Origin of the sequence: Croceicoccus marinus (assembly GCF_001661675.2) — a bacterium.
GTDB lineage: Bacteria > Pseudomonadota > Alphaproteobacteria > Sphingomonadales > Sphingomonadaceae > Croceicoccus > Croceicoccus marinus.
The window spans coordinates 159,908-185,533 of the sequence record NZ_CP019604.1; the positions used below are offsets into that span (position 1 = coordinate 159,908).

33 protein-coding genes are annotated in these 25,626 nt (G+C 61.4%); 17 read left to right on the top strand and 16 right to left on the bottom strand.

What is annotated here, in order from left to right; genetic code table 11:
* Positions 1-315: 315 nt before the first annotated feature.
* From A9D14_RS18335 to A9D14_RS18345, 3 genes are all read right to left on the bottom strand, one after another.
* Positions 316-945, bottom strand: coding sequence for a plasmid pRiA4b ORF-3 family protein (locus A9D14_RS18335; RefSeq protein ID WP_066850844.1), 630 nt, complete (start codon positions 943-945; stop codon positions 316-318).
* A 145-nt stretch (positions 946-1,090) separates the two neighbouring features.
* Complete coding sequence (locus A9D14_RS18340) at positions 1,091-1,381, bottom strand: type II toxin-antitoxin system RelE/ParE family toxin (RefSeq protein WP_066850845.1); 291 nt, start codon at positions 1,379-1,381, stop codon at positions 1,091-1,093.
* The gene (locus A9D14_RS18345) at positions 1,374-1,628 is read right to left on the bottom strand and encodes a type II toxin-antitoxin system ParD family antitoxin (protein WP_066850846.1); all 255 of its coding nucleotides are present in this window, start codon (positions 1,626-1,628) and stop codon (positions 1,374-1,376) included. The genes A9D14_RS18340 and A9D14_RS18345 overlap by 8 nt, the downstream gene beginning before the upstream one ends.
* 220 nt (positions 1,629-1,848) lie before the next feature.
* Here A9D14_RS18345 and A9D14_RS18350 point away from each other — a divergent pair, with 220 nt between their 5' ends.
* The 5 genes from A9D14_RS18350 (at position 1,849) to A9D14_RS18370 (ending at position 5,720) form a co-directional block, all read left to right on the top strand.
* Entirely contained in the window at positions 1,849-2,664 is an 816-nt protein-coding gene (locus A9D14_RS18350) for a competence protein CoiA family protein (RefSeq protein ID WP_157668313.1), read from the top strand.
* Between the two features lie 417 nt (positions 2,665-3,081).
* Positions 3,082-3,447 carry an IS66-like element accessory protein TnpA gene (gene tnpA / locus A9D14_RS18355; protein WP_062068004.1) on the top strand — a complete coding sequence of 122 codons (366 nt, stop codon included), beginning with the start codon at positions 3,082-3,084 and terminating at the stop codon, positions 3,445-3,447.
* Positions 3,444-3,785 (top strand): IS66 family insertion sequence element accessory protein TnpB, encoded by a 342-nt coding sequence (tnpB, locus tag A9D14_RS18360; RefSeq protein WP_062068002.1) that lies wholly within the window; start codon positions 3,444-3,446, stop codon positions 3,783-3,785. The genes tnpA and tnpB overlap by 4 nt, the downstream gene beginning before the upstream one ends.
* A 73-nt stretch (positions 3,786-3,858) precedes the next feature.
* Positions 3,859-5,502, top strand: coding sequence for an IS66 family transposase (tnpC, locus tag A9D14_RS18365; RefSeq protein ID WP_066850848.1), 1,644 nt, complete (start codon positions 3,859-3,861; stop codon positions 5,500-5,502).
* Positions 5,502-5,720: a hypothetical protein gene (locus A9D14_RS18370; protein WP_062067998.1), complete on the top strand. Its 219-nt coding sequence runs from the start codon at positions 5,502-5,504 to the stop codon at positions 5,718-5,720. The genes tnpC and A9D14_RS18370 overlap by 1 nt, the downstream gene beginning before the upstream one ends.
* Positions 5,721-5,825: 105 nt before the next feature.
* On the opposite strand, the gene A9D14_RS18375 is transcribed toward A9D14_RS18370, so the two are convergent.
* The 3 genes from A9D14_RS18375 to A9D14_RS18385 form a co-directional block, all read right to left on the bottom strand.
* A complete protein-coding gene (locus A9D14_RS18375; RefSeq protein ID WP_066850849.1) occupies positions 5,826-6,992 on the bottom strand; it encodes a helix-turn-helix transcriptional regulator in 1,167 nt (388 codons plus the stop codon).
* 621 nt (positions 6,993-7,613) lie between these two features.
* Positions 7,614-7,928 carry a type II toxin-antitoxin system RelE/ParE family toxin gene (locus tag A9D14_RS18380; protein ID WP_066850850.1) on the bottom strand — a complete coding sequence of 105 codons (315 nt, stop codon included), beginning with the start codon at positions 7,926-7,928 and terminating at the stop codon, positions 7,614-7,616.
* Positions 7,929-7,931: 3 nt separating this feature from the next.
* A complete protein-coding gene (locus A9D14_RS18385; RefSeq protein WP_198302103.1) occupies positions 7,932-8,189 on the bottom strand; it encodes a ribbon-helix-helix domain-containing protein in 258 nt (85 codons plus the stop codon).
* A gap of 225 nt (positions 8,190-8,414) precedes the next feature.
* Between A9D14_RS18385 and A9D14_RS18390 the strand changes: the two genes are divergently transcribed.
* From A9D14_RS18390 to A9D14_RS18425, 9 genes are all read left to right on the top strand, one after another.
* The gene (locus A9D14_RS18390; protein WP_087910618.1) at positions 8,415-9,308 is read left to right on the top strand and encodes a 3'-5' exonuclease; all 894 of its coding nucleotides are present in this window, start codon (positions 8,415-8,417) and stop codon (positions 9,306-9,308) included.
* 84 nt (positions 9,309-9,392) lie between these two features.
* Positions 9,393-10,226, top strand: coding sequence for a hypothetical protein (locus A9D14_RS18395; RefSeq protein WP_066850852.1), 834 nt, complete (start codon positions 9,393-9,395; stop codon positions 10,224-10,226).
* A gap of 141 nt (positions 10,227-10,367) precedes the next feature.
* A complete protein-coding gene (locus tag A9D14_RS20535) occupies positions 10,368-10,721 on the top strand; it encodes an HNH endonuclease (RefSeq protein ID WP_157668314.1) in 354 nt (117 codons plus the stop codon).
* A gap of 76 nt (positions 10,722-10,797) precedes the next feature.
* Positions 10,798-11,619, top strand: a complete 822-nt coding sequence (locus tag A9D14_RS18400) for a hypothetical protein (RefSeq protein WP_066850853.1) — start codon at positions 10,798-10,800, stop codon at positions 11,617-11,619.
* A gap of 39 nt (positions 11,620-11,658) precedes the next feature.
* Positions 11,659-12,072: an MbcA/ParS/Xre antitoxin family protein gene (locus tag A9D14_RS18405; protein ID WP_066850854.1), complete on the top strand. Its 414-nt coding sequence runs from the start codon at positions 11,659-11,661 to the stop codon at positions 12,070-12,072.
* Positions 12,073-12,152: 80 nt separating this feature from the next.
* Positions 12,153-13,412 (top strand): type II toxin-antitoxin system HipA family toxin, encoded by a 1,260-nt coding sequence (locus A9D14_RS18410; protein ID WP_066850855.1) that lies wholly within the window; start codon positions 12,153-12,155, stop codon positions 13,410-13,412.
* Positions 13,413-13,786: 374 nt separating this feature from the next.
* Entirely contained in the window at positions 13,787-14,341 is a 555-nt protein-coding gene (locus A9D14_RS18415; protein ID WP_066850856.1) for a hypothetical protein, read from the top strand.
* Positions 14,310-14,492: a hypothetical protein gene (locus tag A9D14_RS18420; RefSeq protein WP_066850857.1), complete on the top strand. Its 183-nt coding sequence runs from the start codon at positions 14,310-14,312 to the stop codon at positions 14,490-14,492. The genes A9D14_RS18415 and A9D14_RS18420 overlap by 32 nt, the downstream gene beginning before the upstream one ends.
* Positions 14,493-14,707: 215 nt before the next feature.
* Positions 14,708-15,361, top strand: a complete 654-nt coding sequence (locus A9D14_RS18425) for an SOS response-associated peptidase (protein ID WP_232469148.1) — start codon at positions 14,708-14,710, stop codon at positions 15,359-15,361.
* A gap of 8 nt (positions 15,362-15,369) precedes the next feature.
* Here A9D14_RS18425 and A9D14_RS18430 read toward each other — a convergent pair whose 3' ends face one another.
* Entirely contained in the window at positions 15,370-15,660 is a 291-nt protein-coding gene (locus A9D14_RS18430) for a hypothetical protein (protein WP_066850858.1), read from the bottom strand.
* Positions 15,661-15,909: 249 nt separating this feature from the next.
* On the bottom strand, positions 15,910-16,161 hold the full coding sequence (locus tag A9D14_RS18435) for a type II toxin-antitoxin system ParD family antitoxin (RefSeq protein ID WP_066850859.1): 252 nt from the start codon (positions 16,159-16,161) through the stop codon (positions 15,910-15,912).
* 229 nt (positions 16,162-16,390) lie between these two features.
* Between A9D14_RS18435 and A9D14_RS18440 the strand changes: the two genes are divergently transcribed.
* Both A9D14_RS18440 and A9D14_RS18445 read left to right on the top strand, forming a co-directional pair.
* The gene (locus tag A9D14_RS18440) at positions 16,391-16,879 is read left to right on the top strand and encodes a hypothetical protein (RefSeq protein WP_066850860.1); all 489 of its coding nucleotides are present in this window, start codon (positions 16,391-16,393) and stop codon (positions 16,877-16,879) included.
* A complete protein-coding gene (locus tag A9D14_RS18445) occupies positions 16,879-18,294 on the top strand; it encodes a DUF2779 domain-containing protein (RefSeq protein ID WP_066850861.1) in 1,416 nt (471 codons plus the stop codon). Before A9D14_RS18440 ends, A9D14_RS18445 begins: the two co-directional genes overlap by 1 nt.
* Positions 18,295-18,649: 355 nt before the next feature.
* On the opposite strand, the gene A9D14_RS18450 is transcribed toward A9D14_RS18445, so the two are convergent.
* The 7 genes from A9D14_RS18450 to istA all read right to left on the bottom strand — a co-directional run bounded on the left by A9D14_RS18450 (position 18,650) and on the right by istA (position 23,197).
* A complete protein-coding gene (locus A9D14_RS18450) occupies positions 18,650-18,940 on the bottom strand; it encodes a helix-turn-helix domain-containing protein (protein ID WP_066850862.1) in 291 nt (96 codons plus the stop codon).
* Entirely contained in the window at positions 18,937-19,278 is a 342-nt protein-coding gene (locus A9D14_RS18455; protein WP_066850863.1) for a type II toxin-antitoxin system RelE/ParE family toxin, read from the bottom strand. The genes A9D14_RS18450 and A9D14_RS18455 overlap by 4 nt, the downstream gene beginning before the upstream one ends.
* 672 nt (positions 19,279-19,950) lie before the next feature.
* Complete coding sequence (locus A9D14_RS18460) at positions 19,951-20,280, bottom strand: helix-turn-helix domain-containing protein (protein ID WP_066850864.1); 330 nt, start codon at positions 20,278-20,280, stop codon at positions 19,951-19,953.
* Complete coding sequence (locus tag A9D14_RS18465) at positions 20,267-20,665, bottom strand: type II toxin-antitoxin system RelE/ParE family toxin (RefSeq protein WP_415877364.1); 399 nt, start codon at positions 20,663-20,665, stop codon at positions 20,267-20,269. Before A9D14_RS18465 ends, A9D14_RS18460 begins: the two co-directional genes overlap by 14 nt.
* Positions 20,658-20,807: a hypothetical protein gene (locus A9D14_RS19720; RefSeq protein ID WP_157668315.1), complete on the bottom strand. Its 150-nt coding sequence runs from the start codon at positions 20,805-20,807 to the stop codon at positions 20,658-20,660. The genes A9D14_RS18465 and A9D14_RS19720 overlap by 8 nt, the downstream gene beginning before the upstream one ends.
* A gap of 160 nt (positions 20,808-20,967) precedes the next feature.
* On the bottom strand, positions 20,968-21,696 hold the full coding sequence (istB, locus tag A9D14_RS18470; protein ID WP_066842213.1) for an IS21-like element helper ATPase IstB: 729 nt from the start codon (positions 21,694-21,696) through the stop codon (positions 20,968-20,970).
* Positions 21,683-23,197 carry an IS21 family transposase gene (istA, locus tag A9D14_RS18475; protein WP_066843861.1) on the bottom strand — a complete coding sequence of 505 codons (1,515 nt, stop codon included), beginning with the start codon at positions 23,195-23,197 and terminating at the stop codon, positions 21,683-21,685. The genes istB and istA overlap by 14 nt, the downstream gene beginning before the upstream one ends.
* Here istA and A9D14_RS18480 point away from each other — a divergent pair.
* Entirely contained in the window at positions 23,136-24,299 is a 1,164-nt protein-coding gene (locus A9D14_RS18480; RefSeq protein WP_269769231.1) for a carboxylesterase family protein, read from the top strand. The two genes, istA and A9D14_RS18480, sit on opposite strands and share 62 nt — an antisense overlap.
* A 45-nt stretch (positions 24,300-24,344) precedes the next feature.
* Here the strand turns inward: A9D14_RS18480 and A9D14_RS18485 are convergent, their stop codons facing one another.
* Positions 24,345-25,625 (bottom strand): sugar MFS transporter, encoded by a 1,281-nt coding sequence (locus tag A9D14_RS18485; RefSeq protein ID WP_066850866.1) that lies wholly within the window; start codon positions 25,623-25,625, stop codon positions 24,345-24,347.
* Position 25,626: the final 1 nt, after the last annotated feature.

The following is a 25,626-nucleotide window of genomic DNA, read 5'->3' on the forward strand; positions in this document are numbered from 1 at the left end:
GAACGACGGGCAGTTATCCTTCCTCTACGCGCGCAAGTTGCAGGTCGACTACCGGTCCAGTTGCCGTCGCAGAGAAACGGCTGAACCAATGGCAGCTACCAATGACCGAGCCAAAGGCTGGGAACGACTGCTATGTCGGCGCCTTCCGCCTGGATGATCAGACACATGCCAACGGCAGGTTTCTGCGTGAACGGACACTCAAGCGTTTGCTGTAGAACGGCTTAAGTTGGTCGGGTGCTGCCGGAAGAACTTGGCGAATAGCCGCTGGCAGCTTCGTTCGATGCGACGTCAGAGACCGGACGGTCCGCCTCCGGTTCAGTCGCGGATGTGTCGTTGCCGGTAATCGCCGCGACAGGCCCGCATGGCCTTCGCGATGGCCTTGTTGGTTGCATCAAGGTCGAAGCGCTCCGGATCGAACGTCTTGCCCGCCCATCGCCGCACTGACTTGTGCTCCTCATGCGTGGAGTCGAGCCATGCTTCCAGGAAGTCGGCATAGCCGGGGTATCCACCGACATCTTCTGGCGGACCCGACCGTTCGCCGGCGATGCAGCGGGGATATTTGACCTCCTCTTCGATCTCGGCACGACGCAATACCAGCTTGTGCTGCCAATCATCGCCAAAGTCGTATTCATAGGTGATGGTGAGCTTCGCATCGACCTCATAAGGAAATGTCAGATCCTTGAGCTGGACGTCAGTCGCCTCAAACACCCGTGGGCCATAAGCAGCATCTTCAATAGCCTCGGGCGCGCCGATGGTCAGGCCTCCGACACGGAATTGATGCAAATGGCTGTCGGTCCACCCGAATGCTGCCTGCAACACCTCGTGAAGCTGTGCAAAATTGAGATCGCTCGGCAGTTCCAGCGTGCGGGTGATCGCTGGCTCGATGCCGACAATCCGGGCTTCCAGACGGATGATATAAGCGTAGGGGTCGTGGGGTTTGGGCATAGCGGGACCATGCCCGTGATGGCAAAAGCTCGCAAGCATGTGGCCAGCGATGGTGGGGCGACGAACACCCGCGAGGACGAAATACGAATTTTTCTTGAGCCGGATTGGACCCTCGAAGTCGCGCCTGTTGGCGGGTGCTGCCCATTTACAGATATCGGCTGAAGTCCCTGTTGTGGTGGAGAACCCGGACAATCAGAATCGCGCTGCCGGCCGGCCGATAAAAGATAACATGGGCCTGCTGCCTGATCCGGCGCAGACCGGGCGCAAGGTCCTCGGCGCTTCTGCCGAGACCCGGGTTGTCGAGGAGGGATTGAAAACAGGATTGCAGCAGATCGCGGTACTTGCGGGCCTGTTCGATGCCAAACTCAGCTATCGTGTAATCGGCGATTTCGGCAAGATCGGATGCTGCTCGCCTGCTGATTTGCAGGTCAGGCATCTGCAGAGGGACTATGTTTCTCTGCTGTTGTCCATATATCGTCCAGCGACAGATCGCTCACGCCGCTTTCCAGCCCTTCCGCGATCGCCTGCCTCAGTTCGGCCAAGCTGTTCTGCCCTTCCTGATCGCGGCGTACGAGATCACGAATATATTCGCTGTCGTTCGTGAATGCCCCGCGTGCGATCTGAGCCTTGATCCAGGCATCCTGACTGTCGCTGAGCGTGATGGTTTTGCGGATGGTTGCCATGTGCTTCTCCTAAAAAACCGGTATCATACTATCGGTGCGGGCGACAATTATCCTGATAAATTCCTCGCGACAGATGGGCCATCTCGCTGGTCAGCGACCGGCTCCCGTCTGATTGACTTACGGAACATTCCGCGGCCGTCGAGGTGTGCTATGGCCTCTGGCTTCCTTGTATCGACGCAATTCGTACCGCATGGTTCGCAGGTTCGTAGCGAGACAGGCGATGCAGAACGAAGCAACGAAAACCGTCCACCGTAACAGCCTCGGCTTTGTCGTTTCGGATTCCGCGCAGGGCCGAGGGGATTCCGGTGCGAAGATCGTGTGGGGGCTCCGGGAAGACGGCACCAGAGTGTCCATCGACGATGCGAAACGCGGCGGGGCCGAGCATCTGAAATGCGAATGCGGGGCGGATCTGGTCGCTCGCAAGGGTGAGACCAATACGCATCATTTCGCGCATGCCTCAGGCGGGGCGCAGGCCTGTCGGCAAGCGCAACTCGCGGCCATGTGCAGTTTTGCTGTAGGAGCCCTCTCGGGCAAAGCGGACGTGCGGCTTCCGGATGTTGATGGCCGAACCCGTTCGATTGGCTTCGATACAGTGATCGGCGAAGTCTTCGGTGAATTGGCAGGCGTGCGCGCTGCGGCGAGCAAGATTAAATCTCGCCGGGAGGTGGCGATCGTGTTCATGCTGAAACACCGCCAGCCCTTGCCGGACGTGGCGGAATCTAAAGCTTCGGGCTTGTCCGTAATCGCGATCAATCTGGCGCCGCACAGGAACCTGACAGACGAGCAGATTGCCACGGCCATCCGATCCGGTGCCAGCAGGCGCTGGCTATACAATGCGAGGTTTCCAAAAGCGACGACTGATCCAAGCGCAAAGGAGGGGGCTGGAAGGGCTGAACTTCGCGCGCGCATCAATAAGTCGCACATCGACTTATCCGGGCCATCGCGCATAAAATCCAATATCACGGACGAGGAATGGACGTCGCTGGGTCCCGAAGAGCTTCGCAGGCGGCTATTCGGCGACAAATATGAGCGCTGATTTTTATCCGTCCTCGCGCAAGCGTGCTTGAGACGCGTATGTTCGTCCGGGACTAAACGTCGCCGCCATTCTGGACGGCGATGATCGCTTCAAGGTGCTGCGCAGGCTCGAAGAAGAGCGAGCAAGACTGTCAGCGCCCATTCGGCAGGATGAGAAGCTTCGCGAAATCGCGCAATCGGTCGAACCTGGCCATGCCGCTAGCTTCAAGGCGGACTGGGAACGATCCGATTTCAATGCCAGTCCGGCTGGCCGCGGTATCCAGCGCGATCGTGGGAAGGGGCGAGCGCCCAGATGATCGAGCAAATGACCATCGCCGCGAAGGCTGAAGGACCGTACCCATCCGGTGAGGCCCGCCTTGTCCGGCGAGTGAACGACCGGTCTTAAGAGCGCTCGTATGAGCGAGCTTAGGAGCGGAGCATGGGTCAGATCACGGTGATGACGGGGCCGGAGCGTCGTCGGCGTTGGAGCGAGGAGGAGCGGATTGAGATCCTCGCCGAGGCCTTTGCGCCGGGCGCCTGCGTTGCCGATGTATCGCGGCGGCGCGACGTTTCGACCAGCCTGATCTACACATGGCGTCGCAAGTTGCGCGAACAGTCGGCGGCTGCGTCCTTGCCGGTACCGGAGATAAATTTCGCCCAGGCCGTGCTCGCCGATGATGAGCAGCCTGCCGATCACGATCCGTGTGCCGCGGTCACGGTCGATCTTGGCAATGGTCGGTGCGTGCGCATTTCGTCGAATGCGCCTGCCGCACTGGTTTCGGCGACCTTGAAGGCGCTGCGATGATCCCATCGGGCGCGAGGGTCTGGATCGCGATGGGCCACACGGACATGCGCAAGGGCATGCAGGGGTTGGCCTTGCAGGTTCAGCAGGGCCTGAAGCGCGATCCACATGGCGGCGACCTGTTCGTGTTCCGAGGGCGGACGGGATCGCTGGTCAAGATCATCTGGCACGACGGCATCGGCATGTCGCTTTATGCCAAACGGCTCGAGAAGGGTCGCTTCGTCTGGCCCTCGGCGAGAGAGGGCATCGTCTCGCTGACCAATGCCCAATTGTCCTGCCTGCTGGAGGGGATCGACTGGCGTAACCCGCAATATTCATGGCGTCCGCAGAGCGCCGGATAGGGGCTGCATTTTCTTCGTTGGCTGGCGCATTTTGGGCTTTGACCGAAGGCCGATCTGTGATTCCATGCCCCTTATGGACACGGCCGCATCGCCCCTGCCGGACGACGTCGAAGCGCTCAAGGCGCTGCTGGCCGCCGCGCTCTCACGCGCCGATGATGCCGAGGCACGCCTTGCCAAGGCCAGGGCCCGCGAGAGCGCGATCGAGGCGCTGATCGCGCACCTCAAGCTGCAGATCGCCAGGCTGCGTCGCGAGCAATATGGCGCCAGCGCCGAACGCAGCCGACGTCTGCTCGACCAGTTGGAATTGCAGCTCGAAGATCTCGAGGCCGATGCCTGCGAGAATGATTGCGCTGCCGAAGCCGCTGCGGCGAAGACGAGCGAGGTTGCCGCGTTCGACCGCAAGCGCCCGAGCCGCAAGCCGTTCCCCGAACATCTGCCCCGCGAACGCGTCGTCATCCCCGCGCCCTGTTCGTGCCCGTCCTGCGGCAGCGCGCGTCTGTCAAAGCTGGGAGAGGATATCACCGAGACGCTGGAAGTGATCCCGCGCCAGTGGAAGGTGATCCGGACGGTGCGTGAGAAGTTCTCCTGCCGGGATTGCGAGACGATTACGCAGCCCCCGGCGCCGTTCCATGTCGTGCCGCGCGGATGGGCCGGGCCCAGCTTCCTCGCCATGCTACTTTTTGAGAAGTACGGTCAGCACCAGCCCCTCAACCGGCAGGCCGAGCGCTTCGCCCGCGAAGGCGTAGCGCTCAGCACCTCGACCCTGGCCGATCAGGTCGGTGCCGCCGCCTTCGCACTCATGCCGCTCTACCGGCGGATCGAAGCCCATGTGCTGGATGCAGCCCGGATCCATGGCGACGATACGACCGTGCCGGTCATGGCGAAGGGCAAGACCGATACGGCGCGCCTGTGGGTTTATGTGCGCGATGACCGGCCCTTCGCCGGCTCCGATCCGCCAGCAGCCTTGTTCCACTATTCCCGCGATCGGCGCGGTGAGCATCCACGGGAGCATCTGGCGTCCTGGGCAGGGATCCTGCAGGCCGATGCCTATGGCGGCTACAACGAGCTTTACGCTCCCGGTCGTCAGCCAGCACCCGTGATCGAGGCGGGCTGCTTCGCGCATGCACGGCGCAAATTCTTCGAGCTGGCCGATGTCGAGGGAGCCGCGCGCAGGAGAAGCCGCGGCGGACGCAACGGCATGATCTACCCGATCGCGCTAGAAGCCGTGCAGCGCCTCGATGCCCTGTTCGAGATCGAGCGCGGCATCAACGGCAAAACGCCAGGCGAGCGTGTTGCACTCCGGCAGGAACGCAGCGCGCCGCTGATGGCGGGCCTGCACGCCTGGCTCACCGCGCAGCTCGCGAAGCTGTCGCGCAGCCATGATATGGCCAAGGCCATCAACTATATGCTCCGGCGCTGGGGTGCCTTCACCCGGTTCCTCGATGATGGCCGGATCTGCATCACGAACAACGCTGCCGAGCGGGCGCTGCGCTGTGTGCCGCTTGGCCGCAAGGCATGGCTGTTCTGCGGTTCCGACCGCGGCGGACAGCGCGCGGCCGTGCTCTACACGCTGATCCAGACGGCCCGGCTCAACGATGTCGATCCGCAGGCGTGGCTGGCCGATGTCCTCGCGCGCATCGCCGGACATCCTGCCCACCGGATCGACGAACTACTGCCCTGGAACTGGGAATCTGGGCGAGCCAGAATCGCAGCTTGATGGCGCACGTTAACAAGGTCCATTCGGTCAGCACGATCGCACTCGTAGCGCGTCATCTAAGCGTCGAAGAAGATCTGATTGCTGAACTCGCGTCGGGCATGGACCCGGAAGACGGGCTGATCTGGGTGTACAGCCTTGATCGTCCGGACGGCGCGATGGCATTTACCGAATACGGCGTCGAAAACCTCACAACGCTCATCGCCGACCACGATATATAGCACTGCCGCGGCCTTCACCGGATGGGTACGAAGGACCCTCCAGATCAAGCACACAAAAGGGCGCTGGATGGCGCCCTTTTCATTCAGTCAGAATTGGTTCTGCTTCTAGGCCATTTCGATCTGGGAAAGCTTCGCGACCCTAACGTTGCTCTCCTTCGAAAGCGACGATTGCCATTCGGGATTGACCTGCGCCAGTTTGAAGCCGCGCCCGGCCGGCCGAGCCGATACGACACGCACCCGCGGGCCATCGATCAGGGCGAGAACCATCTCGCCTTTCACTTCGGAGCGATCGATCAGTTCGAACACCAGCAGCGCGCTGGTCGGAATGCCCATGCCCAGAACCGGCTTGTCCAGCTTGAGGGCAATGCCCGGTCCCTCGAAATTGCGCGTGAAGGTCTTCTTCGTTTCGGACAGCATCGTCCAGCCATCATGAGTCCTGCCCTCAAGGACCGGCATGGTCTGGTCGTCCGAGACAATATCCGGCTGTTCAGCTGCTGCCACGAGGCTCAGGTTCGACGACCAGTCGACGAGACCCTTTTCGGTCATCATCTTCTCGAGCTTGGCGGCAAACTTCTCGGCACGCTTGCCCGGCAATTTCTGCACCAGGGCGAGAAGCGAAGCGTTATGCCGTTGGTCCAGCGACTGCTGCGAAAACAGTTCGGCCATCATCGCATCGAGACGACCTTCCTGCTCGTATGCCGTAACGCTACGCGCAATATCCCGCATCGATGCGCCGCCCATCATCTTGGCAATCGCCTTGCGGATCTTGTCAGGCCAACGATGGAAAGGGCGCTCAGCGTTCTCGATACGGCTGGCAGTGGCCGCAGGAATCCCGAACTTCTTTTTTAGATCCGTCGTCGACAGGCCGAGTTCGCGCCGGCGAATACGCAATGCGGCGCCGATCCTCAAATCTTCGCGCGTTCCGCCGCGGAACGTCAGCGATGCTTCAGTATGATCGCGCGCCCAGCTTTCACGATCGAAATCCTTCTCGGCCGTATCAATGAACAGGCTCATTGGATCGACGTTGAGAAGCCTTGCCAGCTCGACGACCTCGTCAGGCCGCGGGAAAATCTGTCCTCGTTCAATCTTGGCTAGCCGTATGTAGGTGATCTCCTTCAAACCGGTCTCCCGAACGAAATCGGTCAGCGTCTCGTATCCGGCTTTGCGGCGAAGATCGCGAAGCTTGTTCGGGAAGACGGTTGAGCGGACAATTCCGCTTTCGACGATATGGACCTGCGGCTGTTCGACAAACTTCGCAGCAACGGGTGCCACAGCATAATCTCCTATTGCGATGAAGGGGGACTGGGATTCCGCCCGTCACGAAACTCTATGACCCAGCTGCCGACCATTTCCGGATGGAAAAATCCGAAAAGCCACCAATTGTTTCTATTCCGATAAACCCAGTACAAGGAAGGCTAGCTCAGCAAAAGGTTGCAATCTCGTGCAGATCCATTCCTAGCCGGATAACCAGTCTCATCCTAAAATTATCTGGATTAAACAAACCTCCTAAAATCTTGCCATTCTTGCTCTGGGCGGATCCGGTAACTGCCCTATGGCCACTGGCGTCCTTGTATCGACGCAATTCGCACCGCATGGTTCGCGGGTTCGTAGCGAAATACGCGATGCAGAACGAAGCAACGATAACCGTCCACCGCAATAGTCTCGGCTTCATCGTTTCGGATACCGGGCAGGGCCGGGGCAATTCCGGTGCGAAGATCGTGTGGGGCCGCCGGGAAGACGGCACCAGAGTGTCCATCGAAGATGAAGCGCAGTACCGCCGAATATTTGAAACGCGAATGGGGGGCGGTTCTCCTCGCGCGCAAAGGATAAGACGAGTACGCATCATTTCGCCCACGCTTCAGGCGAGGCGCAAGCCTGGGCAGCAGCGCCACACTATCGCGGCATATCGTCCCGAAACCGTTCGGTCTGGTGCATGTGTTCATGTAGCACTGTCACGATGCCGACCGTACCGTCTGACAATACGCGCCAATAGATATAGTGATGTTCATAGCGGCAGTAATAGCCGTCCACGCCGAATTCGGCCGGGACAGATCGCCACGGGATCTCCCTTGAGGCTATTTGCTCGAAGCAGCTGAACAGGCCGCGGATATATTGTTCGGCCTGTTCGTCACCCCAGCGCTCGCGGGTGTAGCTATAGATCTCGTCGAGACGATGGCCCGCGCGGTCCTGAACGCGAAAAGAGGTCAAAAGTCAGCGCCGAGCATTCCGCGCGATGACGGTGTCGACGTCAAGAGTGTGATAGGCCGATTCCGGCACGGCGAAGGCGGTCTTCAATTCAGCTTTCAGCCGCGCGAACTGCTCCGCTTCCAGTCGTTCCTTATCGCGCCTGATGAGATCGCGCACATATTCGCTGACATTGTCGTAGGCCCCGTCCTCACCGACGTTCCGGGCGACGAAATCCTTGAGCGCGCCGCTAACCCGGACATTGAGGGTCATCATCTCGGCCATGGAAGCCTCCAATCAGATTGGTCCAACATATAAGGGATATTGTGGACAGTAGCAAGGCGTGAGTGACTAGAGCACCAACGCGTGAAAATCGAAGGGGTAAGAAAAGCCTGAACCCGCTGGTCCGCGGTGAAGGTGAGACAGAAGGGAGGAGGGAAAAGGAGGTTACGGCCTCGCATCCGCTCCGCCGGTCTCGCTTGTACCAACGACCGAAGGGTTTTGAACTTCATGAATACCGATGCCAATTCCAATCTCGCGGACATCGTCGATCGCGACAACCGCTTCAGGGTGCTGCGCAGGCTCGAAGAGCCGTGGGGTAAAGAGAGTGATGAGCCCGCAAGAGGCAGAAGAAGAGCGCTGGTACTGGTCGATGTCGAGACGACGGGGCTCGATCCCGAGCATGATGCGATCATCGAACTCGCGCTGATGCAGGTGGTGGTCGAGAGCGAAGGCGATGACCTCGTTCACAGGATCGTGTCCTGGACGAAGCCGGAGGAATGGCTGCAGGACCCCGGACGGGAGATCCCGGAACGCATCAGCTTCCTGACGGGGATCACCGACGATGCCGTCGCCGGCCAGCGGATCGACGACGACCGCGTGCTCGAGGTGCTCTCGAAGGCGGACCTCATCATCGCGCATAATGCGCGCTTCGACCGCGCCTTCATCGAACAGCGCTACCTGGAACTCGGCCCCCGGCCGTGGGCCTGCAGCATGAACGAGATCGACTGGCTGACCCTGGAGATGGACGGGAAGAACCTGGGCTATTTGCTGATGCAGAGCGGCCGCTTCTACCAGGCGCATCATGCAGCGAACGATGTCTGGAGCCTGTTCAAATTGCTGACGCACGCGCCGGCGCACTTCCAGCTGCTCGACGCGCGGACCTGTCTCGACCTGCTGCTGGAGGCGAGCGATGCCGAGAGCTACCGCGTCGAGGCGCTGAACGCGCCCTACGGCTTCAAGGACCGGCTGAAATCCCGCGGCTACAAATGGGATCCGAAGAAGAGGGTGTGGTGGACCGAGCTGGGCTATCCTGAGTACCTCAGCGAGCGGGACTGGTTTGCCGAGCTTGGCCTGCCGTCGTTTGTGGCAACACCGATCGACGCAACGCAGCGCCATCTCTGATCCCCGAACACCTAAGCCAGCATTCTCTCGAAAGGGCCCGCCTCGCGCGGGCCTTTTCGTATCTACCTACAGGACAATTTCCACATGATCATTCTCGACCGCCAGCACCCGATCCGCAATCCCGATGGCCCCGCCATAGTGCAGGAGGTGGACAAGACCATCGTCGTTGCAGACTTCGAGTTCCGCCGAGACCTTGAGAAGCACAGCGCCTATGTCAGACGGGACGGACCCTCGGCGTATCCAACGGCGCGTTGGGCCTTCGACGAGATCGTCTGCGGCTCCTGGGTCGTGATCCGTTTCCCGGCAGGCGAGGTGGAGAAACCCGAGGTCGGGCGCTTCCATTCGCTGTGCCAGCCCGACATGGACGAGATCGACATTGCCGATCATTTCTTCCGCCAGGTGCTCGAGCGGCATGTGGACGGGAACGGCGATCCGGCGCGGTTTGTCACCTGGGGCGGTGACTATAAAGACAACGAGGTGCTGCGGCGCGTGGCGATGTGCTGGGGCGTGACCGTGCCCCCGCAGCTACGCAATACCACTGAAAACTGTCCATTGCGGCTCGACCTTTGCCAGGACTGTTACACGGACGAGATCAAGGGTCTGCACCTGTCCGAGTATGCGTTTGCGCAAGGGCTGCCCGGCAAGGCCATTCCGGCAAGGCAGGTGACCAAGCACGTGCTTGCCGGCGATTGGAAACGCGTCGAGGAGCAATGCGCGGGTGATGTTCTGCTGACCGCCATCCTCGCCGTGCGCCGGCTCGCGACCTGCGGCGAGATCGGCCAGACCGGCAAGGCGTGCACGCGCGCGCTCATCGACCGCTTCTGCGAGCGGGCGCCCACCGATTACACGCGCATGTGGGCGCGCTGGCGCAAGGAGAACCTCGGGCATCGGGAAATCCTGACATGCCGCGGCCGTTGAACCTCGGGGCCGCCATTGTGTTGAGCATCGCGGCCGCGGCGGCACAATTGAAATAGACGCCAGACGAAGGGGAAGGGGGCTCCGGCTAACGCCGTGGTTCCGGACCCACCTCCTTCTCTCACCATAGCTCCAGGACAGACCATGCCCACGACCAGACGCCGGGCAGCGCAGCGCCGGGCGCTGCGCTGGGCGCAGTGCGATCTATGCGCAGGGTGCGGCGCATTCCTAACAAGCGGCAAGCGGCTGCCTCGCCATCACCCTGACTCTCCCACCTTCGATCACGTAATCGCGCGGAGCGCAGGGGGAGGGCGCACGCTCGCAAACGGGCTTCTGAAACACCAGCGCTGCAACCAGCAGCGCGGGCACAAACCGCCAACAGGCTGCGACCTGCTCTGGGTCGATCTCGTGCAGAGCCGGCTGTCGGCACGGCCGCGGAGTTTCAAGGCGACGTTTTCTGGTGGAGTGCCCAATCCAGAACTGGCCCGCCAGCGCTAGCGCTGACTGTAATTCCAATGCGCAACCAACTCGCCCGCCTTCTTGCGGGCATTTTCATCATTGAAAGAAAGAACCCATGATCACATTCAACCGTCCCCGCCCGGTGGGCGGCACCTCCCGCTTCGACCTGCACAGACAGAGCGCAAAGAGCATCGTCGCCGCCTCTTTTGCCTATGCCCGCGACGACGCGCGCTACGAGGCCTACTGTAGCGACCTCGGCGAAGCGGCGGCATACCGACTGCGCTGGCCCTTCTGGCGGATCGTGGCAGGCTCATGGGTCGTGGCCCGCTTTCCCGGATGCCAGGACAGGTCGGTGGTCGAGGCGTTCGAGACACGGATTCAGCCGGAATGCGACGAGACCGATATCGTCGACGAACTCTTCGAGGCCCTGACGGCCGAAGCCCCCGACCCGGATCACACCGCCCAGCTGGTCACATGGGGCGCTCCGCATGACGATGTCCTCTCGCTGCGGCGCGTGGCGCAAATGCAGGGCCGGATCCTGCCGCCGCAATTGCGATCCGCCGAAAGCGCAGCGGCGCATCGGATCAGGCTGAGCGAGCTAACATGCGATGGACGCGAACAGCTGCATCTGGCCGAATATGTCCGGGGACTGGAACTGAGGGGTATCCCGGTTCCCGGGCACTATCTCCCCCATCTGGTCAGGGAGGAGGCATGGGCGAAGATCGCAGAACATTGCGCGGCCAATGCCATGCTCACCGCGATCTGCGCGGCGCGGCATTTCGCGAGCGAGGGCATCGGGCAGGCAGCCGCAGCCTGCACCGATGGCATCGTCGAGGCATTCTGCAAGCAGCCGCCGACGGACTACGTCCGCACCTTGTCGAACTGGCACCGCAGATACCGATACGATCGCCTCTTCGGCGAGCCGGGTTATGAGTGAGCACTGGACTGCATATACATGCTTAAGGGAACCCGACGCATGACCAGACCTCAAAACGGCTTCGGTCGTGGCAGCGGAGGCGATCGCTATCCGCCGATCAGCAAGGACGAAGCCGACGCAGGCGCCCGGGCGATCGTCAGGCTCTTTGCCTTGTGGGAATTGACGGATGCCGAGGCTCAGGCGCTCATGGGTGGTCTCGGCAGCGAGCGCTGGCAGCGCTGGAAACAGGGCAGGGCAGGGGTAATCGAGCGCGAATGCGCGCTCCGCCTTTCGTTGCTGCTCGGCGTTCATGTCGGGTTGAAAACACTCTTCAGCAATCCGGCAGGCGTGCGTGCCTGGATCAGAACGCCCCGGCGCGACCTTGGCGGCGAAGCGCCGCTATCGGTAATGATGGCGCGTTCGATCACGGGCCTTGAACAGGTGCGCTATTTGCTGGCCGCGCTTGGCCAATGAGGATCAGATGCCCTTGATTGCGGTACAAACGCAGCGCCACTGCACGGAAGGCGCCTCCGCGAAATTCTGAGAAGACCAAAATGAAAACTGAAATCATCGACCGCCTCGCGGTCCGGTGGGGTGACTGCCATACTGGTGAACTCGCCCTCGATCGCAATGGCGGCATCAATTTCACTTACGCTGAAAGTTGGCTCCGTGATCCGCAAGCGCTGCCGCTTTCCTGTGGGCTCCCCTTGCAATCCGAAACGTTCGCAGACCGCGCCTGCAAACCGTTCTTCGAGAACCTTCTGCCCGAAGAATGGCAGCGCGAAGCCGCGGCCCGCGCGCTAGAGATCTCACCGGGCAATCCGTTCCGATTGCTGAAGGCGCTGGGCGGCGATACGGCGGGAGCGCTAACGTTCTGGCCAATAGATCAGGCGCTTCCTTCCTGCTTATATGCAGAAACACCCGTCCCGCTGAGCGACGCCGAACTCGTCGATTTGTTCGACCGGATGGCGCGCGCGCCCATGCTGGCGGGGCAGGGGACCCGCTATAGTCTGGCCGGAGCGCAGAGCAAACTTCCTGTGGTGCTGGTCGATAACCGCATCGCGGTGGCTCCCCCGGGACAGGCGACCACCGATATCATCAAGCCTGAGCCCGAGAGGTTTCCGGGGCTGGCTGCAAACGAGGCGTTCTGTTTGGCTTTAGCGAAAAGCATCCGCCTCGGCACGGCTGCCGCCGAATGGCGTTCTGCCAGGGGAAGGGCCTTCCTGCTCGTGTCGCGCTATGACCGGATCACCGCAAGCGGAACGACACGGCGGTTGCATCAAGAAGACTTCGCGCAAGGCCTGGGTGTTCTGCCCTTGAAGAAATATGCGACTGATGGAGGACCGGTTTTTCGCGACTGCTTTGAGCTTGTCCGTCAGGTCACGACCGAACCCGAAGCAGAAAATCTCAAGCTGATCGATGCAGCGCTTTTCAATCTCGTCATCGGCAATGCCGATGCGCATGCCAAGAACTTCAGCCTGCTGCGCAATGGGGATCGGAAAATCGTGCTCGCGCCGCTGTACGATATCATTTCTACCGTGGTGTGGCCCGAGCTCTCGCCCCGTTTCGCCATGAAGTACGGGCGGGCGAGGACGCTTGAAGAGATGTCCACCGGAAGCTTCGAGCGTTTCGCAGCCGATGCGGGCGTCGATGTCCAGATAATCCGGGCACGCGGTGTTTCACTGTGCGAGCGCATCATGCGAAGCATTGAGGCGGGTTTGGAAGTGCCGGGTCTGAGCGAGCGATCTGCTATCTCGGCTCTGGCGGCCTTCATCCACGAACGTGCCGGGCGAGTATCGCTGAACCTCGCGTAGCAAGGGATCTGCGGAAAGAGGCCGGCTGTTCCTTTCCGGCGACCGGACGATAGCGTAAAGTGGCGGCCATGTCGCGGTACACGATCCATAAGAGCGGTGGCATAAGTTCAGGCTTGGGAAGCCGGCCGCTTTCCGAAACCGCGCGTGTTCGTAAGCATGGTCGAATCCGCGGCATGGAAGAGCCGGGCTTGATCGACCGTATCAGATCACTGTTCAGCGGGAGAATGATACGCTGACGGACATCCCGCTTCTCAAGGGTTCAAGTGTCATTTTCGCTTCCTGTGAATTACATCCACGCGCCTGACAGGCGCGTCGCCGCCGCGAATTGCACCGATAACGGCGTGAATGCTTTATTCGAAGTGAGGCCGACCTGAATGTCGCTTTGGCGCCCCCAATTTGAAGATGCTTTGAAAATGCTCGCGCAAATCAGCGCGGCGATGGACGAGCGCGGCTACACACCCCCGGTTCTGGTCGGCGGCGGCGCCGTTGAACTTTATACCCAAGGCATGGTGAACACCGGTGATTTCGATCTGGTTGCGACGCAGCAGGAGGTGCTGGAAGCCATCATGGCCCAGCATGGCTTTGTTCGGCCTAAGGGTGCGGGCATCTCGCTACGAGGGTGGATCCATCCCGACCTCAAGCTTGGCTTCGAGGTTGTCGGCAGTCGGTTGCTTGATGGTCTGGCCGATGACGATCACCTGCAAATTGTCGAAATAAGCGACAACGGAGCGGTAGCGGTCATTTCGATCGAAGATTTGATCGCGGACCGGATGGGGCAGTATTCGTCTGGATCGGCCGATGAAATGCTCGGGCAAGCCAAAGCCATGTTCACGCTTTCGAAAGAACTCGATCGCGATTATATGGATCGCAGGATCCGTGAGGAAACGGCACAGGAATATGGCGTTCAAGACCTTGAAGACGAAGCGTAAGGCGATCAGCCTCGTCGCGCTCGGCGAAGAAATCGCCCAGCGGCGCTTTGCTGTTGGCGAGGTCTTCGTGCCGCGAAATTCCGGAACCCGCCGGACGGTTTCCAAGGCTGCACTACTCGAACAGATCGCGAAGATCGGCGGCAACTGGTGAATCGGTCTTGCGTTTCCCAAGCGCCGCCCCTTCGCTCGAGCAAGGATACTCCGGCGACGAGCGGGTGGATGGCCTGCGTGTATAGAAGCTGGCTAGCGCATGACGGGACAAATCTGCTGAGGACTTTCGGCCTTTAGACGGTGTTTTTACGGACACAGATTCCAACCGTCGCTATTGGTAATGCCTGCAGATTCGTGTGCGGACAGGACCTGCAAATGGTAGTGAGGCATGTTCGGATCAGCCGCCGACTGGCCTTCCACGGGAGCGCCATCATCTGTAATCTCTATCGCCTGAACAGAGCTCCGGATGAAGTCGGCAAGATGTTCGGCGCAGCTGCGATCGCCACAAATGCCGGAGAAGAGATCTATCCAGGCTACCCCGGCCTTGTCCTCGCGGGTGCCCAATTGCGGGCGATGACATGGGGTTTCCCGCTCTCCTTGACGGGGAAGTCGGGACAGAAGCTCAAACCGAAGCCTGTAAACAATGCGCGTGCGGACAAGCTGGACAGCCTCATGTGGCGCTACAGCTTTGCCGAACGGCGGTGCCTGATCCCGTTGACCGCCTTTGCCGAGGCCGAGGGTGTGAAAGGCCACAAGACGCGGACATGGATTAGCTTTGCTGACCAGCCTGTGTTCACTGTCGCCGGCATCTGGCGCGAGAGCGATGAATGGGGACCGGTCTATTCGATGGTAATGACCGAAGAATGTACCGGTATGCAGGGCATTCACGATCGGTCGCCGGTCATCATCGCACCCAGCGATCACAGGCAATGGCAGCACGGTGCGCCCGAGGAGGCACGGGCTTTATGCAAGCCCTACGCAGGCACCCTACACCTCGATCGGACAGACGAGCCTTGGATCCGGCGCTGAATGCGCATCTAATTGGATGTCAATTCCGCGACTTTCGGCGGATATTCGGCGGCCAGCTCGTAAAAATGCCGCCTGTTTCTGAAGGAGCAGACCCAGACGTCGTAGTTAGGCTTATCCTGCCAGGCAATGCCTCGCCTCTTCAATTGTCGAAAGCGTTCGAGAAGATCCCTATCGAATTTGAAGCGGGCCTGGACATGGCCTTTGGCGGCTTTGATCGACACCAGGGATTCGGGGGGCGGGTCATCGTGGAAATTCCGTTCGACTTCGGCCCATTTGAGCGCGATCGCGGCTTCGATCACGACTGGTGGCAATCTCATGCGCGCGCTTTTCGATCCACTGGGATCGCTCTTCCAATTCCTTTGTCTGCCGGGCCTCCAGCGCCTCGGCCTCGGCCATTTGCTGCCTGTCGTCGGCCTCTTTCTGCTGAATTAGCTGGCGAATTTCTGCTTCTCTATGCTGAAGTCGGTGGCGTAGGAGCGAGGTGGCCACGTCCCATTTGGTGAGACCGTGATCTACGGCGAGCGGTGTAAGCCGGTAGCTTCGGCCCGTCATGCGGGTCCGCTATGGGTTTCGTGCATGCGGGCGAGAAATGCTTCGCGATCGAAGGGTCGTGGATCGCCGGACTGTTCCCCTGCAATTAGTGCCTCTTGCAAAGCACGCACCTTGGTCTCGTGCTCTTCGAGTAGGCGAAGTCCCGCACGGACCACATCGCTGGCCGAGCCATAACGACCGGCCTTGACCTGGTCGGTGATGAAGCTGGTGAAGTGATCCCCGATCGTCACTGAGGTGTTGCGTGCCATGGGCAGTCCTTTCGATTACGTATGCCCACCCCGATATACCAAGAAGTAATACAAAGCAATGGCGGTGCTCGTGTGAGGCATTCAGTGGTGGCGCAATCCAACCAGACAAGAGCCAGTCGCAGGCTCAGGGGGTCCGATCTCGATGCGACCGGAACTGTCGCAGGTCTGTAGGAAAAGGCAGCATCACTTCAGACGGTCGGAGTCGCGGCCAGAAAGGAGATGCTCCGTCATGCTGCTCTTGTTGTTCGTCTCGCTTCTCATGTTAGTCCTGCTTGTGGTAGCTGTCATGTCCATGCTGACCGCTGGGGTCGGTAACGCGGTGCAGGCCTCCTGCAGATCTGCTCTCCGGATCTCAGAAGGAAGTGCCGAGGTAGAAGACGCTTTCGGCTGTGCGCTGGCCTGTTGCCCGGAATATGCCACGCCATTGCTCGAAGCGCGGTCGCCCTGCGCATTGCTGTTGGCTCGCGCCGCCTCTGGTGATCTCGACGCGATGACGGACCAGATCGTCGACCATCTGCGTAGCCACATTCCCGCGTTGGTGGCAGCGCACCTCGCCGTCATCGAGAGAGCCCAGCCTGGTCTTCGCCGACAGGCGATGGCCGATCTGGTCGGGGACTTGCGCAACATGGCTGCCGTGGCGCAGGGGCGGCTCGACTTCCTCGCGGCAAGGCGCAGTGAAATGCGCAGGACTGCCTTGCCTCGCGCGGCCGCGGCCTGATGGTGGGACTGTCCAAATCCCGCATTGCGGCGTTCGAGCAATGTCCGCGTCGGCTCTGGCTTCAGGTCCATCGCCGCGATCTTGCCGAATGGGGCGAGGGAGCCGAAGCGCTGTTCGTCATCGGCAACGAAGTGGGCGAGGCGGCCTGCGCGCTGCATCCCGGTGGCATCATGATCGAGGCCGAGCCGGACCTGGCTGCAGCGCTGGAAACCACCGCGCGCCTGATTGCGGAAGATCATCCCGGTCCGCTGTTCGAGGCGACCTTCATGCACCGCGGCGTTCTTGTCAGGGTCGACGTGATGGAGCGGCTGCCAGGCGGTGGCTGGCATGTCGCCGAAGTGAAGAGTTCGACCGCGTCCAAGGAGTACCATACGGGCGACCTGGCGACGCAGGTCTGGGTGCTGCAGGGCTGCGGCATCGATGTCCGGTCGGCTGCGATCCGCCACGTCAACAACCGGTTCGTATTGCAGGTTCCGGGCAAACTGGACGGGCTGCTGCGCGATGCCGACATGCTCGGGATGCTGGGCGGGATCATCGCGGGTCGCGATGAGGTGGTTGGTAAGGCTCAGGCGGTGCTGGCGGAGGAGGAGCCGCAGACGGCGCCGGGCGATCATTGCAGCAGGCCGCATGACTGCGAATTCGCCGCACACTGCCGCAGGGGAGAGCCGCTGCCACCGGAATGGCCGGTGACGGTGCTGCCGCGCGGGGCAGGGGCCGCATGGCTGGCGCGCGGCTATGACGATCTGCTCGATGTTCCGGCAGACCGTTTGTCGGGCGTGAACGCCATTGTCCACGCCGCAACGGTCAGCGGCACGCCCTATCACGACCGCGGCGGTGCCGCTTTCGAGATGATGCAATGGGGCTGGCCGCGGGTGTGGCTGGATTTCGAGACAATCGCCTTTGGAGTTCCGCGCTGGATCGGTACGCGTCCCCATCAGCAGATTCCGTTCCAATTCTCGCTTCACCTCGAGCAGGAAAACGGCACGATGGCCCATTCCGAATTCCTGTCGACCGATGGGAACGATCCGCGCCGCGCCTGTGCGGAGGCGCTTGTCGAGCAGATCCCGGCAGGGGCCGCGATCGTCGCCTATCACGCGCCGTTTGAACGCCGCGTTCTGCGCTACCTTGCCGAGTGTTTCCCGGATCTTTCCGATGCATTGCAGGACATGGCCGAGCGCTGCGTCGACCTTCTCCCGGTCACCCGCAAGCACTGGTACCACCGCGACCAGCGCGGAAGTTGGTCGCTCAAGAAGGTGCTGCCGACGATAGCCTCACTTGATTACGGCTCGCTCGAGGTGAAGGACGGCGGCGATGCGCAGGCTACATATCTCGAGGCAATCGATCCCGCCACTGACCCGGACCGTCAACTGCTGCTGCGCGAAGCCTTGCTAGCCTATTGCGAGCGGGACACCTGAGCGATGGTGCTGATTGCCCGCGCACTTGCATTAACCCGCCATCGTGATGGGGTCTGAGATCTGCGTCAGATTTCGCAGCATAACAGGCATCAAAACTTGCCCATTTAGGACATCGGGGAATGACTGGCGTCAGGCATTCTTCAAGCCCGACTGATGAGGGTGCTATCCGCAACATCGAAAACTGGCGGAAAACTGCCAATCCATCTCCCACAAATCGCAGGACATGCGGATCGCATCCCCCAAATCCGCAGAAGGCCGTCAAGCACCCGTGCGGGGGGTGAGTATCTGAATTGCGGGTTCGACGCGTAGCACTGTGGCCCCTCAAACCTTCCGGTGAAACCTCCCGTTCGAGGTCTTAGCGCAATAGCTCGCCGACCAACGAAGGCTTCTTGGCAATCATCGCCAGCAGGACCTGTGCGGGACCGGTCGGTTGCCTGCGGCCATGTTCCCAGTTGAGCAATGTGCCCTTGGCAACACCGATGCTGCGCGCGAACGCACTTTGCGACAGTCCGGTCTTCGCCCGGATAGCCGCGACATCCACCACCGGCACTTCGATCGTGTGAATGCGGATGCCGGTCTCCTTGCCCTGGGCGTGGTCCATCGCCTCGCTCAGTCCCTGCATGATGCTGTTATAGGCCGTGCTCATGTGTTGTCTCCAAAGCGCGCGATCAGGGTCTTGCTCAGCTCAACCGCTGCTGCTTGTTCGGCCCTGGTCAGATTATCCTTCTCGTTCTTGGCGAACACGGTGACGAGGTAGATTGGCATATGCCTGCCACCGAAAACGTAGATGATCCTGTAACCGCCGCTTTTGCCGCCACCTGCACGCGGGATACGGACCTTGCGCAAACCTCCGCCCAACGACACGCCCGCTTCCGGGTTGGCGGCGATGTAATCAACCAAGCCCATGCGTTCTTCATCGCCCATGATGGTCTTGGCGCGCCGCTGGAACTCGGGTAGTTCGACAACGGTCTGCAAGATCGCCATGCGCACCGTATATAAGCCATTGGCGTATAGGTCAATGACGCACTACACCGGCTGACAAGCACAAGGACTTGCCCGTTCCGCATCCGTTGAGCGAAACCTGCCCCATGAACACTGGGCACGTTCTTGCGATCGGTACACGCAGCATCAGCGCCGCGTACCATTCACAGGCGTGAACACCCGCAAGCCGATGCTGGCTCCCGATGGCGTGGTGCCGGGCGTTGAATTCTGCAGAAACTTCGGGGCGCGGCGCGCGGCCCGGAAACGCTCTGCGCTTTAGCATGCCGCTGCCCGAACATTAGCGACGGGCGTTCAGCGTATCGCGTCAAACTATTTTTCAAGAAGCGTTACGGTTTAATCAGCCACTGACGTGACGGACCACCCGCTGGATCAAATGCTCTCGTAAGTCGGTTCTCCATTGGCCGTATGCTTCGACGCCTGCCTTGCTTCTTTCACCGGCGGAGAGATCTAAACCGCCAGCAATCCGAGAGCGACCGATGCGGAAGCGGCCGAGGAAGACACGGAGCGCAAAGGTGGCAGGCACCTCAGGTGCAACCCATCACACCTCCGGGCGGAAACAGGGTCATTTGCAACACCATCGGCACCATCACTACATGCCGCTGATCATATAGGATGAGCGGGCTGGCAGGGAATATGGCGTGGCAATGTGCCGGTTTACGCCACCGCATCCAGCCCGCTGCGCTGGATGATCGAAAGCAGCCGCAGCGCCGGCCCTCCCGGCCTTTTCGCCCCGCGTTCCCAGTCTGACACAAGGTTTTTCGACACGTTGAGATAGCGCGCAAACACCGGCTGCGAGACATGCTCTGCCTCCCGGATCGCCTTGATTTCGTTAGGTGATAGAACCGGCGCAGGCGCTAGAGACGCCTCATCGAACTCGCGCATGGTGCGTTTGTCTATGCTGCCCGCGTCGTGCAGGCCTTCCATCATTTCGTGGACGGCGGCCATTGCCTCGCTTTTGTAGGTCTTCGCCTTAGTCTTGCTCATCGTTTTTCACCTCGACCAATCGGCCTGCTTCAACTTCCGTTTCGATCTGGCCATCGCCCAAATCCAGCATGATGCTCGCAGCCTTGCGATATACCTTCAGTTCCGCCGCACTCAGGTTCGCCTGGTCGCTCTTGGCAAAGGCAAACACGAATATGGCCCGCTCGCCCGAGCGGAAGATCAGGATCGAACGATAGCCGCCCGATTTACCTCCGCCCCGGCGCGCGATGCGCTGCTTGATGAGCCCGCTGCCAAGGTCGGCATCGATCAGGCCAGTTTCAGCCCGGTGCACGGCATCGGCAAGCGCGGCATCGCTGATCTTCTCCTTTGCCGCGAACTTGGCGAACCAGCGGTTGGCGTAGATGCGGATGCGTGGGCTCTCAGTCATGCAGCAACGATTTGCTATCATACTTAGTGTTATGGTTCAATGAACGAGTGCCGTTCATGCTCTGCTCGATCAGGTCGCCGATGCGCAGCGCAGCCCCGATGACGTGACCATCGACAAGATGGGCATAGCGGGCGGCTGTCAATCGGCGTTCAATCGGGACCCCCTATCGGCGCGCAAAAGGGACCCCCTTGGTGTTGCATAGATTGATCGATGTTGGGCGCTGGTTTCGCGCTGCTGGCGGCGTAGGGAGGGCGTAGCCCGACCGGAGGCGTCAGCAGCGCGAAGGCGTTTTTCTGATCGGGTCAGCTGCGGTTTTTGAAGCGCCAGCTGTCGTTGCCGGTCTCGACGATGTCGCAATGGTGGGTGATGCGGTCGAGCAGCGCGGTGGTCATCTTCGGGTCGCCGAACACGGTGGGCCACTCGCCGAAGGCGAGGTTGGTGGTGATGATGACCGAGGTCTGCTCGTAGAGCTTGCTGATCAGGTGGAACAAGAGCTGCCCGCCGGATCGGGCGAACGGCAGATAACCCAGTTCATCGAGCACCACGAGATCGAGTCGGCTGAGCTGGGCGGCGATGGATCCGGCTTTGCCGATACGCGCCTCTTCCTCGAGCCGGGTGACGAGATCGACCGTGTTGAAGTAGCGCCCACGGGCACCGACACGCACGACGCTGGCGGTGATTGCGGTGGCCAGATGGGTCTTGCCCGTCCCTGTGCCGCCGATGAGCACGATGTTGCGGCGACCGGGCAGGAACGAACCTGCGTGCAGGGAACGCACCAGCCCTTCGTTGATAGGGGTGCCCTCGAACACGAAGGCATCGAGGTCCTTGATTACAGGCAGCTTGGCCGCGGTCATGCGGTAGCGGATCGAGGCAGCATGACGATGCGCTGCTTCTGCCCGCAGCAGGTCGGTCAGGATCTCGTTGGTCGTGCGCTTGCGCTGCAGCCCGGTGGTTACCGCCTCGTCGAAGGCTCCTGCCATGCCCTTGAGGCCGAGCGCGCGCATCGCCTCGATCATTTCATGCCGCTGCATTGAAGCCTCGCACCGTATCGTAGCGCGCGCAGTCCGCGATCGGCGGGTGACTGAGCTTGAGATCAACGACCACGTCCAGAGTGCGCTCGGATGGCGGGTCCCGGTATCGGGCCAGGATGTTGAGGATCACCTCGTCGCTGACGGCCCCGTTATCGAGCGCCTCCCGGATCGCGGCCTCGACCGCTTCCAGACCATCGGTCATTACGGCTGCCAGTACGCGCACGAAGCGGCGGTCGGCTTCATCACCGCCGCCCAGCTTGCGCCGCAACCGCGTCAGTGCCGGTGGCAGGTCCCACCCCTGGAAGGGCGCGCCGTTCCGCAAAGCGCCGGGCTTGTTCGCCAGAACGGGCAGGTAATGCCAGGGATCATAGATCGTCCGGTCACGGCCGAAGTGCCGGGCATGCTCGGCGATTACCTCGTCGCCGAGGCGCACGACAATGCGGTCGGCATAGGCGCGGACCTGGACGGCCCGCCGCGCAGCCTTGGCCATGACTGAGTAGCGGTTGCGGTCGAAGCTGATCAGGCACGTGCCGGTCACGGCATGGGCGGTCTCGTGGAAGCCGTCGAAGGGCGCCAACATCGGCTGCAAGGCAGACCGTTCGAGGTCCAGCGCTTCGGCAACGGTCAGCTCCTTCTGCTCGGGATGCGCGTGCGTTGCGGCCCAGCGCAGGCACTCGGCCTCCAGCCACCCGTTGAGCTCCTCGATGCTGGCAAAGCGCAGGCGAGGCTGGAAGAACCGGCCCCGGATCGTCTGGACCTGATGTTCGACCTGACCCTTCTCCCATCCCGCCGCCGGCGAGCAAGCGGTCGGCTCGACCATGTAATGATCGGCCATGACCAGAAAGCGGCGGTTGAACACCCGCTCCTTGCCGACGAACACGGTGGTGACCGCGGTCTTCATGTTATCGTAGATGCCGCGCAGGGGAACGCCGCCAAAAAAGGCAAAGCCCCGGGCATGGGCGTCGAACACCATCTCCTGCGTCTCGCGCGGATAGGCCCGGACGTAGACAGCCCGCGACGCACACAGCCGCATCTGCGCCACCTTCACTCGCATCGGCTTGCCCGCGATCTCCACATCCTCGTGGCTCCAGTCGAACTGGTAGGCCTCGCCGGGCTTGAACATGAGCGGGATGAACGCGGGCGCCCCATCACCCGCATCCTTGCGCCTCGCTTCCGTCCAGCGCCGGGCGTAGCGCCGGACCGCGTCGTAGGATCCCTCGAACCCCTCACGGCACAGCAGATCATGGATCCGGGTCATGCGCAGCCGATCACGCCGGTGCCGGGCCTCGTTCTCCGCCAGCAGCGTGTCGAGCCGCTCCTGAAACGGCCCAAGCCGGGGCAGCGGTTGAACCGTGCGGCGATAATCGAATGCGCCTTCTGGTGCCCGGATCGCCTTGCGCACCACCTTGCGGGATAACCGCAGATCGCGCGCAATCGCCTTGATCGCCTTCCCGCTCGCGTGCTCCCGCCGAATCCGAACAATCGTCTCCACCACCAACATCCCGATCTCACCACCTGGAAAACCAGGCGGTCAACTACACCATCAGAATGAAGGGTCCCTTTTAGACGCCGATCACCCCTCTAACAGGGTCCCTTTTGCACGCCGATCCACAGCCATCGCAAGCCGCGGGGTGCTGTTCGTCAGCTTCAACTATCGGGTGGGGCGGTTCGGGTTCTTCGCGTTTCCGCAGTTGACCGCTGAGGATCCCGACGACGGGTTGCTGGGCAATTACGGGTTCATGGACCAGATCGCCGCGTTGGGTTGGCTGCGGGAGAACGTCGCGGCGTTCGGCGGCGATCCGGGCAACGTCACGGTCATCGGCGAAAGCGCAGGTGGCATGTCGGTGCACAATCTGGTGACCTCACCGCTGGCACGCGGTCTGTTCCACAAGGCCGTGGTGATGTCTGGCGGCGATGCAAAATCAGCCGATGTTACGCTGGCCGAGGCGGAAGAGATCGGGGTGAACTTCGCACGGGCCCAGGGGCTCGATCCGACCGCTTCCGATGCGTTGCAGCGTCTGCGGCAACTGAGCGCGGAGGAGGTGACCGGCGGGCTGAACCTGTCGCAGCTATCCGGAACTCAAGGGCCGCGGACCTTCACACGTCCATTCCCGGACGGGACGGTCGCCGTGGACATGGACAAAGCCTATGCCAGCGGTGCCTTCGCGCCGGTTCCAATGATCGTGGGGGCGACCAGCGCCGATATTGGCGGGCCAGTCGGATACATGATCGCCGGCGCGCGCGAAGCAGCGGGTATGCTGGCCGACAAGGGCGTGCCCGTGTGGCACTACCGCTTCTCCTATGTCGCGGACGCAATCGGTCAGACCGGTGCGCAGCACGCTTCCGAGATCCCGTTCTTTTTCGACAATACGGCAATCAAGTATGGCACCGCGACAACGCCCCAGGACATCGCGATCGGCAGAACGATCGCGGATTACATCGTCCACTTTGCAAGAACGGGTGAGCCGAATGGACCGGACTTGCCATTTTGGCCCCGATATACACGCGCCAGCGACATGATCATGGACTTCGCTGAGAGCGGAAGGGCTGAGGTCAAACCCGACCCTTGGGGGGCCGAGATCGATGCAAGCCAAGCACGCTGAGCTTCGTGCTCTTCCGCTTTCGGCTCTTCACAGCCATTGATGCAGCTACAGCATTGCAGGCTTTCTGGCGAAGATGCCGAAGCCGGCAATCGCTGCATAGCACAGCGCGGGCAGGATCAGCGCGACCGCGAGACTGCCGCTCAGATCGGCCAGCATTCCGGTAGCAAGCGGGATCACGGCGCCGCCGAAGATCGCGACATTGATCAGGCCCGAACCGTCCGCCGCCCGTGACCCCAGGTTTTCGGAGGCGAGACTGAATATGGTCGGGAACATGATCGCGTTTGCCAACCCAACCGCCAGGATGCTGTAGGCAGCCAACGTGCCGCCCGAATTGGTGGAAACGCCCAGCAGCACGATTGCACCCGCCGCAGCACAGGCCAGCACCAGCCCCGGGCTGACGACGCGCAGTACGACGGACCCAAGAAAGCGGCCGACCATTGCACCCGCCCAATAAAGGCTGACCATCCAGCCAACCGCACTTTCAGGAGCGTCGAGCACACGGTCCTGCATCAGGTAGTTGATAACGAGGGAGCCGATCGAAACCTCCGCCCCGACATATAGAAAGATCGACAATGCGCCGAACCCGAATCGCGGACGGCGCAGCAGGTCGAGGCCGCCCAGCATGCTGGAGGGTTCGTGCCGTTCGCCCTTGAGCCGGTTGCGGAACAGCCACACGACCAGCGCCACCACGGCAATGGCGGCAGCAAGGCCGACATAGCCGTTCACGATTGCTTGGCTTTCCGCCCGGCGATAGGCATCGAGTGCCGGACCGGAGAGTTCCGCTGCGGACACCGTCACAAGGCTGCCCAAGATCAGGATGGAGCCGACATAAGGGAAGATCGTGGTGCCCAGCGAGTTGAACGCCTGCGCGAAGGTCAGCCGGCTGTGCGCCGTTTTCGGATTACCGAGCAGGCTGATCAGCGGATTGGCCACCACCTGCACCAGCACCACTCCGCTCGCCAGCACGAACAGGGCGAACAGGAACAGCGGATAGGTGGCGCTCTGCGCGGCGGGGATGAACAGCAGGCAGCCAATCATCATTGCGACCAGGCCCACCACCGCTCCACGCATGTACCCGATGCGTTTGACCAGCTGCGATGCCGGAATGCCGACCAGCAGGTAGGCGGTGAAGAAGCAGAACTGCACCAGCATCGCCTGTGTGTAGTTCAGCGTGAACAGCTCCTTCAGCTTCGGAATGATCACGTCATTGAGGCTGGTGATCCCGCCGAAGATGAAGAACAGCGCAAAGACGAAGCCCTGCAATCCGGGTGCCTGAATGGGCGCGGCCGATCGGTCGGCGTGCAGTGCAGAGGGAACGATGGCCATG